The sequence below is a fragment of the Bradyrhizobium sp. IC3123 genome (assembly GCF_020193625.1).
GTDB classification, from domain to species: domain Bacteria; phylum Pseudomonadota; class Alphaproteobacteria; order Rhizobiales; family Xanthobacteraceae; genus Bradyrhizobium; species Bradyrhizobium yuanmingense.
Genome location: NZ_JADYVF010000009.1, coordinates 98,095 through 113,427 on the forward strand (window position 1 = coordinate 98,095; position 15,333 = coordinate 113,427).

Below are 15,333 nucleotides of genomic sequence, written 5' to 3' on the forward strand. Positions count from 1 at the left end.
AGGACAGTCCCCAGGAGAAGTCCGCCCCGATGGCGATCGACGCCCCCTCTTCTCCCTCCGCCCAGCCCTGGTCCGATCGGCTGCGGCACTCGACCATCATCCTGATCGCCGCGGCGCTGGCGCTGTCCGTCGTGGTCTCGCTCGGCGAATTGTCGGCGCTGCACGCTGCAATCGTGTTCCTCTGCATCGCGGCGGCTGCCTTGATCCCGTGGCGGCTGCACGATCCCGCCACCTCCCGCGACGACGTCAGACGCATCAACCCGGTCGAGAGCGCGGCGGTGGCCGCGGTGGTCGCCGGCATGCCGGATCCGGCGGTGCTGCTCGACCGGGCCGGCCGCGTCATCCACCTCAACGCCGCCGCCGCCCAGCTCGCGCCGGCGCTGCGCAAGAACGAGCTCGCCCAGTTCGCGCTGCGCTCGCCGGAGATCATCACCGCGCTGCGCGAGGCCATCGCGACCACCGAGCCGCGGCGCGCGACCTATCTCGATCATGTTCCGGTTGATCGCTGGATGGAGCTGATCATCACGCCGGTACCGGTGCCGACCAGCTTCGGCGGCGCCGACAAATGCATGCTGATGACCTTCCACGACCAGACGCCGCTGCGCCGGGTCGAGGAGATGCGCGCCGACTTCGTCGCCAATGCCAGCCACGAGCTGCGCACGCCGCTGGCGGCGCTGTCGGGCTTCATCGATACGCTCCAGGGCCAGGCCAAGGACGATCCCAAGGCGCGCGAGCGCTTTCTCGGCATCATGCACAACCAGGCCACGCGCATGGCGCGCCTGATCGACGATCTCTTGTCGCTGTCGCGGGTCGAGCTGTCGGCCCATGTCCGGCCCGACACCCTGGTCGATCTCGTCCCGATCATCCGTCAGGTCGCCGACGGGCTCGAGCCGCTGGCGCGCGAGCGTCAGGTCGAGGTGGACATCCACCTGCCGGAGCCGCCGGTGATGATCGCGGGGGACCGCGAGGAGCTGCTCCGCCTGTTCGAGAACCTGATCGAGAACGCGCTCAAATACGGCGCCTCCGGCGGGCGCGTCATCGTGTCGCTGACCTCGAGCGCCGCCGCTGACGGAACTCAGGAAATCCGGGTCATGGTCCGCGATTTCGGCCCGGGCATCGCGCCGGAGCACCTGCCGCGGCTGACCGAGCGCTTCTATCGGGTCGACGTCGGCGACAGCCGCTCGCAAGGCGGCACCGGGCTCGGGTTATCGTTGGTGAAACATATCCTTAACCGTCATCGCGGCCGCCTTTTGATCGAAAGCGTGCCCAGGCAGGGCGCCACCTTCACCGCCTGTTTTCCCCAGATCAAGACTCCGGTTTGATTGGAAACGCAAGCAATTTCAATTGCTTGGTGTCGTCATCCAACTGTCACGAAACCTTCGTAAAAGCACAGCCGACCGCCCCTAAAGCGGCGGCGCGGGGAGCGCGATCGGGCGCGGATGGCGCTTCGCTCCCCTGTATGGAGACCAGCATGAATTTCCTCAAAACCATGGTCGCTGCCGGCTTGGTCGCCGCATCGACGACGGTAGCCTTTGCGGCCGACATCACCGGTGCCGGCGCGACGTTCCCGTTCCCGATCTATTCGAAGTGGGCTGACGCCTACAAAAAGGAGACCGGCAACGGTCTGAACTACCAGTCGATCGGCTCGGGTGGCGGCATCAAGCAGATCCAGGCCAAGACCGTGACCTTCGGCGCCACCGACGCGCCGCTCAAGGCCGAGCAGCTCGAGAAGGACGGCCTCGTCCAGTGGCCGATGGTGATGGGTGCCATCGTCCCCGTCGTCAACATCGAGGGCGTGAAGCCGGGCGAGCTGGTGTTCGACGGCGAGACCCTGGCCAACATCTATCTCGGCAAGATCACCAAGTGGGACGATGCCGCGATCAAGAAGCTCAATCGCAACGCGAAGCTGCCGTCAGAAGCCATCACCGTGGTCCGTCGTTCGGACGGCTCGGGCACCACCTTCAACTTCACCAACTATCTCTCCAAGGCCAGCGCGGACTGGAAGAGCAAGGTCGGCGAGGGCACCGCGGTCGAGTGGCCGGTCGGCGTCGGCGCCAAGGGCAACGAGGGTGTGTCGGGCAACATCAGCCAGACCAAGAACTCGATCGGCTATGTCGAATACGCCTATGCCAAGCAGAACAAGCTCACCCACACCGGTCTCGTCAACAAGGCCGGCAAGCCGGTGCAGCCGACCGTCGAGGCCTTCCAGGCGGCCGCCTCCAACGCCGATTGGTCCAAGGCTCCCGGCTATTACGTCATCCTGACCGAGCAGCCCGGCGAGAAGTCCTGGCCGATCACGGCGGCGACCTTCATCCTGATGCACAAGTCCGCCACCGACAAGGCGGCCGCGCAGGAAGCGATCAAGTTCTTCCGCTGGGCCTTCAAGAACGGCGGCAAGATGGCCGAGGAGCTCGACTACATTCCGATGCCGGACAGCGTCGTCCAGCAGATCGAGAAGACCTGGGCTGCCGAGATCAAGAGCTAAGGCGCTATATGTGTCCCGGACACGGTTCCGGGACGCTGCAAGATCTCCGCTCCGGATCGGCCTCCTGCCGCATCCGGAGCGCGCCACCAACAACAAGCGTACATAAAACGGGTATAGGGGATCGGCGTGGCTGAGATGGCTGTTGAGAGCAATGTGATTGATGCTGCCGGTCCATATGATCGCGCCAAGGCCTTGAGCGCGTTCAAGCTCGGCGACGTCACCTTCTACTGGATCACGCGGTTGTCCGCGATCTCGGTGCTGCTGATCCTCGGCGGCATCATCATCTCGCTGATCGTCGGCGCCTTACCGGCGATCCAGGAGTTCGGCATCTCCTTCCTGTGGACGCAGCGCTGGGCGCCCTCGGCCGATCCGCCGGTGCTCGGCGCGCTCGGGCCGATCTACGGCACGCTCGTCACCTCCTTCATCGCGATGCTGATCGCCATTCCCGTCGGTCTCGGCATTGCGATCTTCCTCACCGAGCTCTGCCCGCAATGGCTGCGCCGCCCGATCGGCATGGCGGTCGAGCTGCTCGCCGGCATCCCCTCGATCATCTACGGCATGTGGGGCTTCTTCGTGCTCGGCCCGTTCCTGGCCAACACCTTCCAGCCTTTCATGATCAGGGTGTTCGACGGCGTCCCCGTGCTGGGCGCGATCTTCGCAGGGCCCCCGTCCTATCTCAGCCTGTTCAACGCCGCGCTGATCCTCGCCATCATGGTGCTGCCCTTCATCACCTCGATTTCGGTCGACGTGTTCAAGACGGTGCCGCCGGTGCTGAAGGAAGCCGCCTACGGCGTCGGCTGCACCACCTGGGAGGTCGTCCGCAGCGTGGTGATCCCCTACACCCGCGTCGGCATCATCGGCGGCGTCATGCTGGCGCTGGGCCGGGCGCTCGGCGAGACCATGGCGGTGACCTTCATCATCGGCAACTCGTTCCGGATCTCCTCGTCGATCTTCGCGCCGGGCACGACGATTTCGGCGGCGATCGCCTCCGAATTTGCCGAGAGCGACGGCCTGCACCAGTCCGGCCTGATCCTGCTCGGCCTCCTGCTGTTCGTGCTGACGTTCTTCGTGCTCGCTGCCGCCCGTTTGATGCTGCTGCGCCTCGAAACCAAGGCCGGGAAGTGAAGCCATGAACCCGATCTATTCGCGCCGCCGCCGCTGGGACATCGTCATTCGCGGCCTCTGCATCGCAGCCGCCGCCTTCGGCGTCACCTGGCTCGCGCTGATCCTGGTCACGCTGCTCTACAACGGCTTGGCCGGGCTCAACCTCCAGGTCTTCACAGCTGACACGCCGCCGCCCGGATCGACCGAGGGCGGCCTGCGCAACGCCATCGTCGGCTCGTTGATCATGACCGTGATCGGCGTCGGCATCGGCGCGCCGCTCGGCCTGTTCGCCGGCACCTATCTCGCCGAGTACGGCCGCAACGACAAGCTGACCTCGGTGATCCGCTTCATCAACGACATTCTCCTGTCGGCACCCTCGATCATCATCGGCCTCTTCATCTATGGCGCGGTGGTGGTGCCGATGCGCGGCTTCTCGGCGATTGCGGGCGCGCTGGCGCTTGCCGTCATCGTGATCCCGGTCGTCGTGCGCACCACCGAAGACATGCTACTGCTGGTGCCGAATCCGTTGCGCGAAGCTGCCAGCGCGCTCGGCCTGCCGCGCTCGCTGGTGATCAAGCGCATCGCCTATCGTGCCGCGCGCTCCGGCCTCATCACCGGCGTGCTGCTGGCGACCGCCCGCGTCGCCGGCGAGACCGCGCCGCTGTTGTTCACGGCACTGTCGAACCAGTTCTTCAGCCTCGGCCTGAACAAGACGATGGCGAACCTGCCTGTCACCATCAACAACTTCGTGCAGAGCCCCTACGAGTATTGGAAGCAACTCGCCTGGAGCGGTGCGCTGTTGATCACCCTGACCGTGCTTGCCCTTAACATTGGCGCGCGCATCCTTGGCGCCGAGAGGACTGCAAAATGAGTGAAATGTCTGTTTCCGTCAGCGCACCGTCCGTTCATCCCGGCTCGCAGCCCCTGCCCGAGGCGCCCGCCAAGGTCACGGCGCGCAACCTCAACTTCTACTACGGCGACCACCACGCGCTGAAGAACATCAACCTGGCGCTCGGCACCAACCGCGTCACGGCGTTCATCGGCCCGTCCGGCTGCGGCAAGTCCACCCTGCTGCGCATCTTCAACCGGATGTACGACCTCTATCCGGGCCAGCGCGCCGACGGTCAGCTGTTACTCGACCATACCAACATCCTCGACCCCAAGCTCGACCTCAACCTGCTCCGCGCCCGGGTCGGCATGGTGTTCCAGAAGCCGACGCCGTTCCCGATGACGATCTACGAGAACATCGCCTTCGGCATTCGTCTCTATGAGAAGATCTCCAAGTCCGAGATGGACGACCGCGTCGAGAAGGCGCTGCGCGGTGGCGCGCTGTGGAACGAGGTCAAGGACAAGCTCAATGCCTCCGGCCTGTCGCTCTCCGGCGGCCAGCAGCAGCGCCTCTGCATCGCCCGCACCGTCGCGGTGCGGCCCGAGGTGATCCTGTTTGACGAGCCCTGCTCGGCGCTCGACCCGATCTCGACCGCCAAGGTCGAGGAGCTGATCCAGGAATTGTCCGAGAACTACACGATCGCGATCGTCACCCACAACATGCAGCAGGCGGCGCGCGTTTCCGACAAGACCGCCTTCATGTATCTCGGCGAGTTGATCGAGTTCGACGACACCAGCAAGATCTTCACGTCGCCGAGCGATCGGCGCACGCAGGATTACATCACCGGCCGGTTCGGCTGAGGAGACGGAACATGGGTTCTGAACATACCGTAAAGGCTTTCGACAGCGACCTTCAGGAGCTCACCCGCCTGGTCGCCGAGATGGGCGGCATCGCCGAGCGCATGATCGTCGATTCCGTCGACGCGCTGATCCGCCGCGACGTCGCGCTCGGCCAGCGCGTCGTCGCCACCGACGTCGAGCTCGACGCGCTGCAGAAGCGCATCGAGGAGCGCGCCGTGCTCACCATCGCCCGCCGCCAGCCGATGGCCGTCGACCTGCGCGAGATCGTCGGCGCGATGCGCGTTGCGACCGATCTCGAGCGCATCGGCGATCTCGCCAAGAACATGGGCAAGCGCGTCGCGGCGCTGGAGACGGATTTCCATCCGCTCAAGCTGTTCCGCGGCCTGGAACACATGACCGACCTCGTGCAGCAGCAGGTCAAGTCGGTGCTGGACGCCTATGCCGCGCACGACCTGCCGGCGGCGATGGCGGTGTGGAAGGGCGACGAGGAAGTCGACGCCATCTGCACCTCGCTGTTCCGCGAGCTCCTCACCTACATGATGGAAGATCCGCGCAACATCTCGTTCTGCATCCACCTGATGTTCTGTGCCAAGAACATCGAGCGGATCGGCGACCACGCCACCAACATCGCCGAGACCGTGTTCTACATGATCGAGGGCCAGGCGATCACCGACAAGCGGCCGAAGGGCGACATGACGACCTTCGCCACGACGGTGCCGAACACCTGACGACTTAAGGAGCTACGACCACATGGGCGCACGCATTATGGTGGTTGAGGACGAGGAAGCTCTCACCGAGCTTCTTCGCTACAACCTCGAAGGCGACGGCTATGACGTCGAGACGGTGATGCGCGGCGATGACGCCGACACCCGCCTCAAGGAGCACATTCCCGATCTGATCGTGCTCGACTGGATGCTGCCGGGCCTGTCAGGCATCGAGCTGTGCCGGCGGCTTCGGACCCGCCCCGAGACCAAGCAGCTGCCGATCATCATGCTCACCGCGCGCGGCGAGGAGAGCGAACGGGTGCGCGGGCTCGCGACCGGCGCGGATGATTATATCGTCAAGCCGTTCTCGGTGCCGGAACTGCTTGCGCGCGTGAAGGGCCTGCTCAGGCGTGCGAGTCCCGAGCGCCTCGCCACTGTGCTCGCCTATGGCGATATCGAGCTCGACCGCGACAAGCGCCGCGTGGCGCGCTCGGGCCGGCCGATCGATCTCGGTCCGACCGAATATCGCCTGCTGGAGTTCTTCCTGGAGCATCCCGGCCGCGTGTTCTCGCGCGAGCAGCTGCTCGACAGCGTCTGGGGCCGCGACATCTACATCGACGAGCGCACCGTCGACGTCCATATCGGCCGCCTGCGCAAGCTGCTCAATCTTGGCCGCGAGCAGGACCCGATCCGCACCGTCCGCGGCGCCGGCTACGCGCTGGACGATCGCTTCGCGAAGGCTGAGCAGACGTAAGGCGCCAGCGACAGCTGGTTTGGCGAACTGCGGCGCCGATCTCGGCCGTCATCCCCGGGCGCGCGCAGCGTGAGCCCGGGATCTCAGCGCGAGCGCTTGCGCTCTTCGCGATCAGCCACAGGACGTGGTTTGGCGAAGACTCGGAGTGACCATCTCGCGCAACGATTGCGCCCCGCGGTTACGGATCCCCGCCTTCGCGGGGATGACACCGAGCGATTGGGAGCCGCCATCGTGTGACGGCTGCAGTCTTGGCGATCAAGCTTGGCGATCAAAGCTTGGCGATCAGGGAATTCCGCAAGCTCACCGCGTGCCCGGTTTCGGTGCTGCGCGACGGCGATCCGCTGCGGGCTGATAGGCCACGCGCGAATGCTGGGCACAATAGGGCAGGCCGGAGAGCGCCTTGCCGCCGCAGAAGAAGAAATCCGGGCTCGAGGGATCGCCGACCGGCCAGTGGCAGGTCGCCTCGTTCAATTCCAGCAGCGACAGCCGCTGGCTCATCGGCACCACGTTGTCGTAGGTAACCGGCTCGGCTTCCAACTCGACCTCGAAGGCCTGCGCCAACGCGGTGTTGCCGCGCGCGACGGGGCGGGTCACCCGCATCATATGCTGCGCGGGCCGTGCCTTGCGCGGCCGCGGCGCTGCCGATGAAGGGCTCTTGGCGCGGCCGGACAGGCCGAGCCGGTGCACCTTGCCGATCACGGCATTGCGGGTCACATTGCCGAGCTCCGCCGCGATCTGGCTGGCCGAAAGTCCGGCCTCCCAGAGCTTCTTCAGCTGCTCGACGCGATCATCGGACCAGGTCAAAACCGTCATTGCACCCTTTCCCTCGCTGCGCGCCTGCCATCCTGGGGCCTTCGCAGCGAATGCTTTAGCCTTGAAAAACCCGTGCCGTCAGAATCCCTTAAGGCTCGCCGGGCGCGCTCAAGACGCCCGAACGTTTACGCCGGTACATGAGGACTTCTGGGATCAGAACTGCTGCACGAGATGTCGTATCTGACAGTCCAAACGCTACAATATGGCGTGACTCCCGCGCAAGAGTCCGCCGACTCGCTTCCACATGTTCCGTGGTGAAAAACCCGCAAAATCGGCACCGCAAGACTACGGAATCAGCGTTTCGCGAGGCTTTCCGGGCGGCATTGACACCCGTCTTGCCAGGCATAAGATAGTGCCACGTGCCGCCCTTAAAAGGCGGCACGTTTCGTTTTCCGGGGCCGGTCGATGGTGCGTCGCGCAATTCATGCCTCACACCGTCCGCAACATTCAAGTGACGTCATGACTAACAGCGCAGCGCCGCATTTGCTCCCCGTTTTCGCCAGGGCCGACCTCGGTTTCGAGCGCGGCGAAGGCTGCTGGCTGATCGCGACCAACGGCGATCGCTATCTCGATTTCACCTCGGGTGTCGCGGTGAATGCGCTCGGCCATGTCCATCCCGCGCTGGTCAAGGCGTTGCAGGAGCAGGCGACCAAGCTCTGGCACATGTCGAACCTGTTCCAGAGCCCTGACGGCGAGAAGCTCGCAAGCCGCCTCTGCAATGAGAGCTTTGCGGACTTCGTGTTCTTCTGCAATTCCGGCGCCGAGGCGCTGGAAGGCGTGATCAAGCTGGTGCGCCACCATCACTTCTCCAAGGGGCATCCGGAACGTTACCGCATGATCACCTTCGAGGGTGCCTTCCATGGCCGCACGCTGGCGACGCTCGCCGCCACCGGCTCTGCGAAATATCTCGAGGGCTTCGGTCCGCCGATGGACGGCTTCGATCAGGTGCCGCACGGCGACCTCGACGCCGTGAAGAAGGCGATTGGTCCGCACACCGCCGGCATTCTCATCGAGCCGATCCAGGGCGAGGGTGGCGTTCGTTCTGCACCTCACGCCTTCCTGAGGGCGCTGCGCGAACTCTGTAACGAGCGCGGCCTGTTGCTCGCCTTCGACGAGGTGCAGACCGGCATGGGCCGCACCGGCGAGCTCTTTGCCTACAAGCGCACCGGCGTCACACCGGATGTGATGTCGCTCGCCAAGGCGCTCGGCGGCGGCTTTCCGATCGGCGCGGTGCTGGCGACCGCGGACGCGGCGGCCGGCATGGGGCCCGGCTCGCACGGCTCGACCTTCGGCGGCAATCCGCTCGCGATCTCGGCTGCCAATGCCATGCTCGACGTCATGCTCAAGCCCGGCTTCTTCGACCACGTGCAGAAGATGTCGCTGCTGCTCAAGCAGAAGCTTGCCTCCGTGATCGATCGTCATCCTGATGTCGTCAGCGAGGTGCGCGGCGAGGGCCTGCTGATCGGCATCAAGGCGGTGGTGCCCTCGGGCGATCTCGTCGCGGCGCTGCGCGCCGAAAAGCTGCTCACCGTCGGGGCCGGCGACAATGTCGTGCGCTTCCTGCCGCCCCTGATCGTCACGGAAGCGGAGATCGAGGACAGCGTCGGCCGGTTAGAGCGCGCCTGCGCTGCGATCTCCTCCAGCCAGACCAAGCGGGCGGCAAGCTGATGAGCACGACGCCCAACAAAGCTCCCAAGCACTTCCTGGACATCAACGAGCTGCCGCTCTCGGAGCTCAAGAGCATGCTCGCCGCCTCTTCGGCGATGAAGGCGAAGCAGAAGGCGCAGCAGCCGGTCAGGCCGCTCGAAGGCAAGACGCTGGCGATGATCTTCGAGCGTCCCTCGACCCGCACCCGCGTCTCGTTCGACGTCGGCATGCGCCAGCTCGGCGGCGAGGCGATCATGCTCACCGGCGCCGAGATGCAGCTCGGCCGCGGCGAGACCATCGCCGACACCGCGCGGGTTCTGTCGCGCTATGTCGACGCCATCATGATCCGCATCCTCAACCATGATGCGCTGCTGGAGCTTGCGGCCAACGCCACCGTGCCCGTCATCAACGGCCTGACGCGGCGTTCGCATCCCTGCCAGGTGATGGCCGACCTCATGACCTATGAGGAACATCGCGGCCCGATCGAGGGCAAGACGGTGGCCTGGACCGGCGACGACAACAACGTGCTGGCGTCCTGGGCCCATGCCGCCGAGCGCTTCAAATTCCAGCTCAATGTCGCAACGCCGCCGGAGCTCGCACCGAAAAAGGCCATGCGCGACTGGATCAAGGCGACGGGCGCGCCGATCGTGCTCGGCACCGATCCGGAAGCCGCCGTGCGCGGCGCCGATTGCGTCGTCACCGACACCTGGGTGTCGATGGGCGACAAGGAGGGCGAGCACCGCCACAACGTGCTCAAGCCCTACCAGGTCAATGCCAAGCTGATGTCGCTGGCCAAGGCGGACGCATTGTTCATGCATTGCCTGCCGGCCCATCGCGGCGAGGAGGTCACCGACGAGGTGATCGACGGGCCGCAATCGGTCGTGTTCGACGAGGCCGAAAACCGCCTGCACGCGCAGAAGGGCATCTTGGCCTGGTGCTTCGACGCGGTGAAGTAGGCCCGCCAGAGGCCCCGCTGCGGCCTCACACGCAATTGTCGTCCCGGACAAGCGCGCCAACAACATGCAATCCGGGACCCATAACCACAGGAAGTCGTTTGGCGAAGACTCGGAGTTGCCATCTCGCTCGATGACGTGGTCCTGTGGTTATGGGTCCCGGGCTCGCGCGTTGCGCGCCCCGGGACGACACCGAGCTTGCTGTAGCGTTGTGCACCCTCATCGCAGCCGGAACGCGCCCCCTTCCATTTCCGCCCTCCGACCCCAGATAAAGCGCCATGGTTTCCCAGTCTCCTGACATGAACACCGGGCCTGAAGGCCCGGTTCGCGCGCCATCATCGGTTCCGATCGATGACGCCGTGCTGCCTTACGAGGTCGACGCGCTTGACGTGCGCGGGCGCCTGGTGCGGCTTGGCCCCGCGCTCGACGACATCCTCACCAAGCACGATTATCCCGCATCCGTGGGCAAGCTGCTCGGCGAGGCCATCGTGCTGACGACGCTGCTCGGCTCGACGCTGAAATTCGAGGGCCGCTTCATTCTTCAGGCCCAGACCGACGGTCCGGTGTCGTTCCTGGTGGTCGACTACAAGGCCCCGGACCGCCTGCGCGCCTATGCGCGCTTTGACGCCTCGCGCCTGGGCACGGCCAAGGATTCCGGCACGCTGCTCGGCCGCGGCCATCTCGCCATGACCATCGACCAGGGCCCCGACATGAGCCGTTACCAGGGCCTGGTTGCGCTCGACGGCGGCAGCCTGGAAGACGCCGCCCACGAATATTTCCTGCGCTCCGAGCAGATCCCGACGCGCGTGCGCCTCGCGGTCGGCGAGGAGTGGCGCTCGAGCGACGGCGGCAAGCATCGCTGGCGCGCCGGCGGCATGCTGATGCAATTTCTGCCGAAGGCGCCGGAGCGCGCGCGGCAGGCGGACTTGCATCCCGGCGATGCGCCCGACGGCACCGAGGTGCACAGCGTCGCGGAAGACGATGCCTGGGTCGAGGCACGCTCGCTGATCGAGACGGTCGAAGACGTCGAGCTGATCGATCCCGAGCTCTCCGGCGAGCGGTTGCTCTACCGCCTCTTCCACGAGCGCGGTGTGCGCGTGTTCAATCCGCAGGTGCTCGAGGCGCGGTGCTCCTGCTCGCGCGATGCGGTCGCCGCGATGCTCAAGAGCTTCTCGCACGACGACCGCGCCGCCATGGTCAAGGACGACAAGGTCGTCGTCACCTGCGAATTCTGTTCGTCGGTGTACCAGTTCACGCCGCACGAGGCGGGCGTCGAGGACGCCTGAGCCTACCCGCGTCGCTGCACTCGCAATGTCGAGTGGAGCAGTGCCACACGCGCGGTGTCATCGCCCGACTTGATCGGGCGATCCAGTACTCCGAGACGATGCTGATCGAAACGAGAGGCCGCGGCGTACTGGATGCCCCGGTCAAGCCGGGGGGCATGACAGTTGTGAGTGTTACGGCGAACTCGCCTCTCTAATTCAACACGCGCTTGTTGTCGGGGCTGTCCAGCGAAAACGTCGGCACGTCGATCTCGAAGCGTTCGCCGGTTTCGCTGACCATCTGGTAGCGGCCGGTCATGAAGCCCGAGGCGGTCGAGAGCGGCACGCCGGAGGTGTATTCGAAGCGCTCGCCGGGGGCGAGGATCGGCTGCTCGCCGACCACGCCTTCGCCCTTCACCTCCTGCTGGCGGCCGGAGGCATCGGTGATGATCCAGTGCCGCGTCTTGAGCTGCACGGTCTCCTCGCCCGAATTGGTGATGACGATGGTGTAGGACCAGAAGTAGCGCGAGCGGTCGGCCGACGATTGCTCCGGAACAAAGTTCGGCTCGACGGTCACTTCGATCTGGCGGGTCACGGCGCGGTACATGGCTGTCATCATACCGAAATCCGCCCCGGGAACCAAACCCCCGCGGGCGCCTTGGCGACATCGTCCCGCCAGAATTGGCGGGAAAGCACACCACCGAGGGAGACACCCTGATGTGATCCGGACGCTTTGCGAGACGACAGCCGGACCATTACACTGCTTCAATGTCGCGATTTGCGGAAGGGTTTCCAGGCCCCGATGACCATTGCCGACCAAGTGACGGGATCGACCATCGCAGGAACCGCGGGCGCCAAGCCCGCAGGGACCAAGGCGCGCGCCGCAGCGCCGGCCATCACGCTGCCCGCCATCGGCGAGCGCGAGCTCCGGCTCGATCTGTTCCGCGGGCTCGCGCTGTGGCTGATCTTCATCGACCATCTGCCGCCCAGTCTGCTGACCTGGTTCACGATCCGCAATTACGGCCTCAGCGACGCCACCGAGATTTTCATCTTCATCTCCGGCTACACCGCCGCCTTCGTCTATGGCCGGGCCATGCTGGAGAGCGGCGTTCTCATCGCCACCGCGCGCATCCTGCGCCGGGTCTGGCAGATCTACGTCGCCCACGTCTTCCTGTTCACGATCTTCCTCGCCGAGATCTCCTATGTCGCGACCAGGTTCGAGAACCCGCTCTACACCGAAGAGATGGGCATCATGGACTTCCTCAAGCAGCCCGACGTCACCATCGTGCAAGCGCTGCTGCTGCGCTTCCGTCCCGTCAACATGGACGTGCTGCCGCTCTACATCGTGCTGATGCTGGCGCTGCCTCTGATCCTGTGGTCGATGAAATGGCGGCCGGACGTCACGCTCGGGCTGTCGGTCCTGCTCTACGCGGTGACCTGGGAGTACGACCTTTACCTGTCGGCCTATCCGAACGGCTTCTGGGCCTTCAATCCTTTCGCCTGGCAATTGCTGTTCGTGTTCGGTGCCTGGTGCGCGCTCGGAGGTGCGCGTCGCATGTCGGGCATCCTGGCCTCGCCCGTGACGATGTGGATCTCGATCGCCTATCTCATCGCGGCGTTCTACGTGACCTTGACCTGGTACGTGCCCCAGCTCTCCCAGTTCATGCCGAAGCAGATCGAACAATGGATGTATCCGATCGACAAGACCGACCTCGACGTGCTGCGCTTCGCGCACTTCCTGGCGCTGGCGGCGCTGACCGTACGCTTCCTGCCCCGCGACTGGCCGGGCTTGAAATCGCGCTGGCTGCGACCATTGATTCTATGTGGTCAGCATTCGCTCGAGATCTTCTGCCTCGGCGTCTTCCTGGCCTTTGCCGGCCATTTCGTCCTCGCCGAAATCTCCGGCGGGCCGGTCATGCATGCGTTGATTAGCCTCTCCGGAATCCTGATCATGTGGGGGGTGGCCTGGGTCATTTCGTGGTACAAGCGTGTGGCTGACAAGAGCGGTGCGAAAACCAAAAACGCCGTCGGCAACGCCGATCTGGCGGGAGGGGGCTGATGAAGGCGAAGGTTCTCCTGAGCCTGGTCCTGCTATGCGGTAACCTCGCCGCGCCCACGGCGCGCGCGGGCGATGCCGCGTCTGCCGCATCCCCTATGCCTGCGGCCTGCGAACTGCCGTCCTATCTGCTGACCAGCGAAAGCCAGCTGCCCAAGGTCGCCGAGGCGATCAAGGCCGGCAAACCGCTCGACATCCTGGTGATCGGCAGCCGCTCGACCACGATTCCGTCGTCGGAGAGCAGCTCCTATCCGGCGCGTATGGAGGCGATCCTCAAGGAGAAACTGCCGCCCTCCGAGCCGGTGCACGTCTCCGTAGAAATACAGAGCAAGAAAACGGCAGAGGAGACCGCGTCCACCTTCGTTAAGCTGATGGAAGCAAAAACGCCTACTTTGGTCATCTGGCAGACCGGGACCGTGGATGCTATCCGATCCATCGATCCCGACGAATTTCGTAGCGCGGTGACCGACGGGGTTGTTGCGTTGCAAAAGGCAGGGGCGGACGTCGTCTTGATGAATTTGCAATATAGCCCGCGCACCGAGACCATGATCTCGGCGCAGCCTTTTCTCGATAATATGCGCGTCGTGGCACAGGAGCACGACATCCCGCTGTTCGATCGTTTCGCGATCATGCGGCAGTGGAATGAACAGGGTCAGTTCGACCTGTTCAACCCGTCCCGCGGGCCTGAGCTGGCGAAGCAGGTCCATGATTGCCTTGGCCGGGCGTTGGCACAGTTCGTGATTGACGCTGCCCATCTGGAGCCGGCCCAGCAGCAAAATTGAGGTCTAGCGTTAATGAGTTCTCTCCGCCCTTTTTGCCTGACGTCATGGCTGGCCGTGCCTGCAACAGCAGTGCTGTTGTTGCTGACGCCCGCCGCGCATGCGCAGACGCCGGCCGCTCAGCCGGCGACCCCCGCACCCTCCCAGTCGCCTGATCCCGCGCCCGCTGCGCCGTCCCAGACCACCGTCGCCGCGAGGTCGCCCGAGCAGCGCGGCGTCACCTCGCGCGCCATCGACAAGGTGAAGGAGGTCGCGAAGTCCGCCGCCGACATCTTCAGCCGGGTGCCCTGCCTGCCGCCGAAGGGCGGCTCCAAGGCGATGGGCTCGCTGCCGCATGTCGCGAGCAAGCTGGCCGCCGGCCAGCCCGTCGTCATCGTCGCGTTCGGCTCCTCGTCGACTCAAGGGTTCGGCGCGAGCTCGCCGGAGTTCAATTACCCCAATCGTCTCGCCGCGCAGCTGCGCCGGCACTATCCGACTGCCGACATCAGCGTCATCAATGCCGGCGTCGGCGGCGAGGACGCCCCCGAGATGATGAAGCGTCTGCAGACGCAGGTGATCGACAGGCATCCGGATCTCGTGATCTGGCAGGTCGGCACCAACGCGGTGCTGCGCAATCTCGATCCTGCCGATACGGCCAAGCTGGTCGAGGACGGCATCAGCCGCATTCAGGCCGCCGGCGGCACCGACATCGTGCTGGTCGATCCGCAATATTCGCCGGCCGTCAACCAGCGCAAGGAGAGCGCCGGCAAGATGATCAAGCTGCTCGGCAACGTCGCCGAGCTCCGCAAGGTCGGCATTTTCCCGCGCTTCGAGGTGATGCGCGACTGGCACGAGAACCAGTCGATCCCGGTCGAGGGCTTCGTCATCGCCGACGGCCTGCACATGAACGATTGGGGCTATGCCTGCTTCGCCCAGCTGCTCGGCGACGACATCATCCGCTCCGTCGGCCAGATCAAGCTCGGTGTGAGCGTGCCCGCCGACGTGAGAACGTACCGGCCGATGTGAGAGGGTGCGTAGGGTGGGTTAGGCGAAGCCGTAACCCACCACTGTCTATCTCCGCGGATGCAGCAGAGGTGGATTACGCCTT

Annotated in this window: 15 protein-coding genes; 13 read left to right on the forward strand and 2 right to left on the reverse strand. The window is 65.0% G+C overall.

Annotated elements, in window-relative coordinates:
- The first annotated feature begins 29 nt into the window (after window positions 1-29).
- The 7 genes from I6F20_RS26115 to phoB all read left to right on the forward strand — a co-directional run bounded on the left by I6F20_RS26115 (window position 30) and on the right by phoB (window position 6,736).
- Entirely contained in the window at window positions 30-1,322 is a 1,293-nt protein-coding gene (locus I6F20_RS26115) for an ATP-binding protein (protein ID WP_036020408.1), read from the forward strand.
- Window positions 1,323-1,471: 149 nt separating this feature from the next.
- Window positions 1,472-2,485: a phosphate ABC transporter substrate-binding protein PstS gene (pstS, locus tag I6F20_RS26120; protein ID WP_225128473.1), complete on the forward strand. Its 1,014-nt coding sequence runs from the start codon at window positions 1,472-1,474 to the stop codon at window positions 2,483-2,485.
- 135 nt (window positions 2,486-2,620) lie between these two features.
- The gene (gene pstC / locus I6F20_RS26125) at window positions 2,621-3,610 is read left to right on the forward strand and encodes a phosphate ABC transporter permease subunit PstC (RefSeq protein ID WP_036020411.1); all 990 of its coding nucleotides are present in this window, start codon (window positions 2,621-2,623) and stop codon (window positions 3,608-3,610) included.
- Window positions 3,611-3,614: 4 nt separating this feature from the next.
- On the forward strand, window positions 3,615-4,460 hold the full coding sequence (pstA, locus tag I6F20_RS26130; RefSeq protein WP_036001676.1) for a phosphate ABC transporter permease PstA: 846 nt from the start codon (window positions 3,615-3,617) through the stop codon (window positions 4,458-4,460).
- Entirely contained in the window at window positions 4,457-5,278 is an 822-nt protein-coding gene (gene pstB, locus I6F20_RS26135) for a phosphate ABC transporter ATP-binding protein PstB (RefSeq protein WP_036020413.1), read from the forward strand. The genes pstA and pstB overlap by 4 nt, the downstream gene beginning before the upstream one ends.
- A gap of 11 nt (window positions 5,279-5,289) precedes the next feature.
- The gene (gene phoU / locus I6F20_RS26140; protein ID WP_036001670.1) at window positions 5,290-6,006 is read left to right on the forward strand and encodes a phosphate signaling complex protein PhoU; all 717 of its coding nucleotides are present in this window, start codon (window positions 5,290-5,292) and stop codon (window positions 6,004-6,006) included.
- Between the two features lie 22 nt (window positions 6,007-6,028).
- Window positions 6,029-6,736, forward strand: coding sequence for a phosphate regulon transcriptional regulator PhoB (phoB, locus tag I6F20_RS26145; RefSeq protein WP_008143479.1), 708 nt, complete (start codon window positions 6,029-6,031; stop codon window positions 6,734-6,736).
- A gap of 300 nt (window positions 6,737-7,036) precedes the next feature.
- Here the strand turns inward: phoB and I6F20_RS26150 are convergent, their stop codons facing one another.
- Window positions 7,037-7,549, reverse strand: a complete 513-nt coding sequence (locus I6F20_RS26150; RefSeq protein ID WP_036001664.1) for a GcrA family cell cycle regulator — start codon at window positions 7,547-7,549, stop codon at window positions 7,037-7,039.
- A gap of 459 nt (window positions 7,550-8,008) precedes the next feature.
- Here I6F20_RS26150 and I6F20_RS26155 point away from each other — a divergent pair, with 459 nt between their 5' ends.
- The 3 genes from I6F20_RS26155 (at window position 8,009) to I6F20_RS26165 (ending at window position 11,435) form a co-directional block, all read left to right on the forward strand.
- Window positions 8,009-9,217, forward strand: a complete 1,209-nt coding sequence (locus I6F20_RS26155) for an aspartate aminotransferase family protein (protein ID WP_225128474.1) — start codon at window positions 8,009-8,011, stop codon at window positions 9,215-9,217.
- Window positions 9,217-10,152, forward strand: a complete 936-nt coding sequence (argF, locus tag I6F20_RS26160) for an ornithine carbamoyltransferase (RefSeq protein ID WP_036042744.1) — start codon at window positions 9,217-9,219, stop codon at window positions 10,150-10,152. Before I6F20_RS26155 ends, argF begins: the two co-directional genes overlap by 1 nt.
- 275 nt (window positions 10,153-10,427) lie before the next feature.
- Window positions 10,428-11,435: an Hsp33 family molecular chaperone gene (locus tag I6F20_RS26165; RefSeq protein WP_225128475.1), complete on the forward strand. Its 1,008-nt coding sequence runs from the start codon at window positions 10,428-10,430 to the stop codon at window positions 11,433-11,435.
- 190 nt (window positions 11,436-11,625) lie between these two features.
- Here I6F20_RS26165 and apaG read toward each other — a convergent pair whose 3' ends face one another.
- The gene (gene apaG / locus I6F20_RS26170; RefSeq protein ID WP_024337101.1) at window positions 11,626-12,018 is read right to left on the reverse strand and encodes a Co2+/Mg2+ efflux facilitator ApaG/CorD; all 393 of its coding nucleotides are present in this window, start codon (window positions 12,016-12,018) and stop codon (window positions 11,626-11,628) included.
- A 195-nt stretch (window positions 12,019-12,213) separates the two neighbouring features.
- Between apaG and I6F20_RS26175 the strand changes: the two genes are divergently transcribed.
- Genes I6F20_RS26175 through I6F20_RS26185 form a run of 3 tightly spaced genes read left to right on the forward strand, consistent with a single transcriptional unit; the run spans window position 12,214 to window position 15,251 of the window.
- On the forward strand, window positions 12,214-13,470 hold the full coding sequence (locus tag I6F20_RS26175; RefSeq protein ID WP_036020420.1) for an OpgC domain-containing protein: 1,257 nt from the start codon (window positions 12,214-12,216) through the stop codon (window positions 13,468-13,470).
- Window positions 13,470-14,249: an SGNH/GDSL hydrolase family protein gene (locus I6F20_RS26180; RefSeq protein WP_036020422.1), complete on the forward strand. Its 780-nt coding sequence runs from the start codon at window positions 13,470-13,472 to the stop codon at window positions 14,247-14,249. Before I6F20_RS26175 ends, I6F20_RS26180 begins: the two co-directional genes overlap by 1 nt.
- 12 nt (window positions 14,250-14,261) lie before the next feature.
- Window positions 14,262-15,251 carry an SGNH/GDSL hydrolase family protein gene (locus tag I6F20_RS26185; RefSeq protein ID WP_225128477.1) on the forward strand — a complete coding sequence of 330 codons (990 nt, stop codon included), beginning with the start codon at window positions 14,262-14,264 and terminating at the stop codon, window positions 15,249-15,251.
- Window positions 15,252-15,333 lie beyond the last annotated feature (82 nt).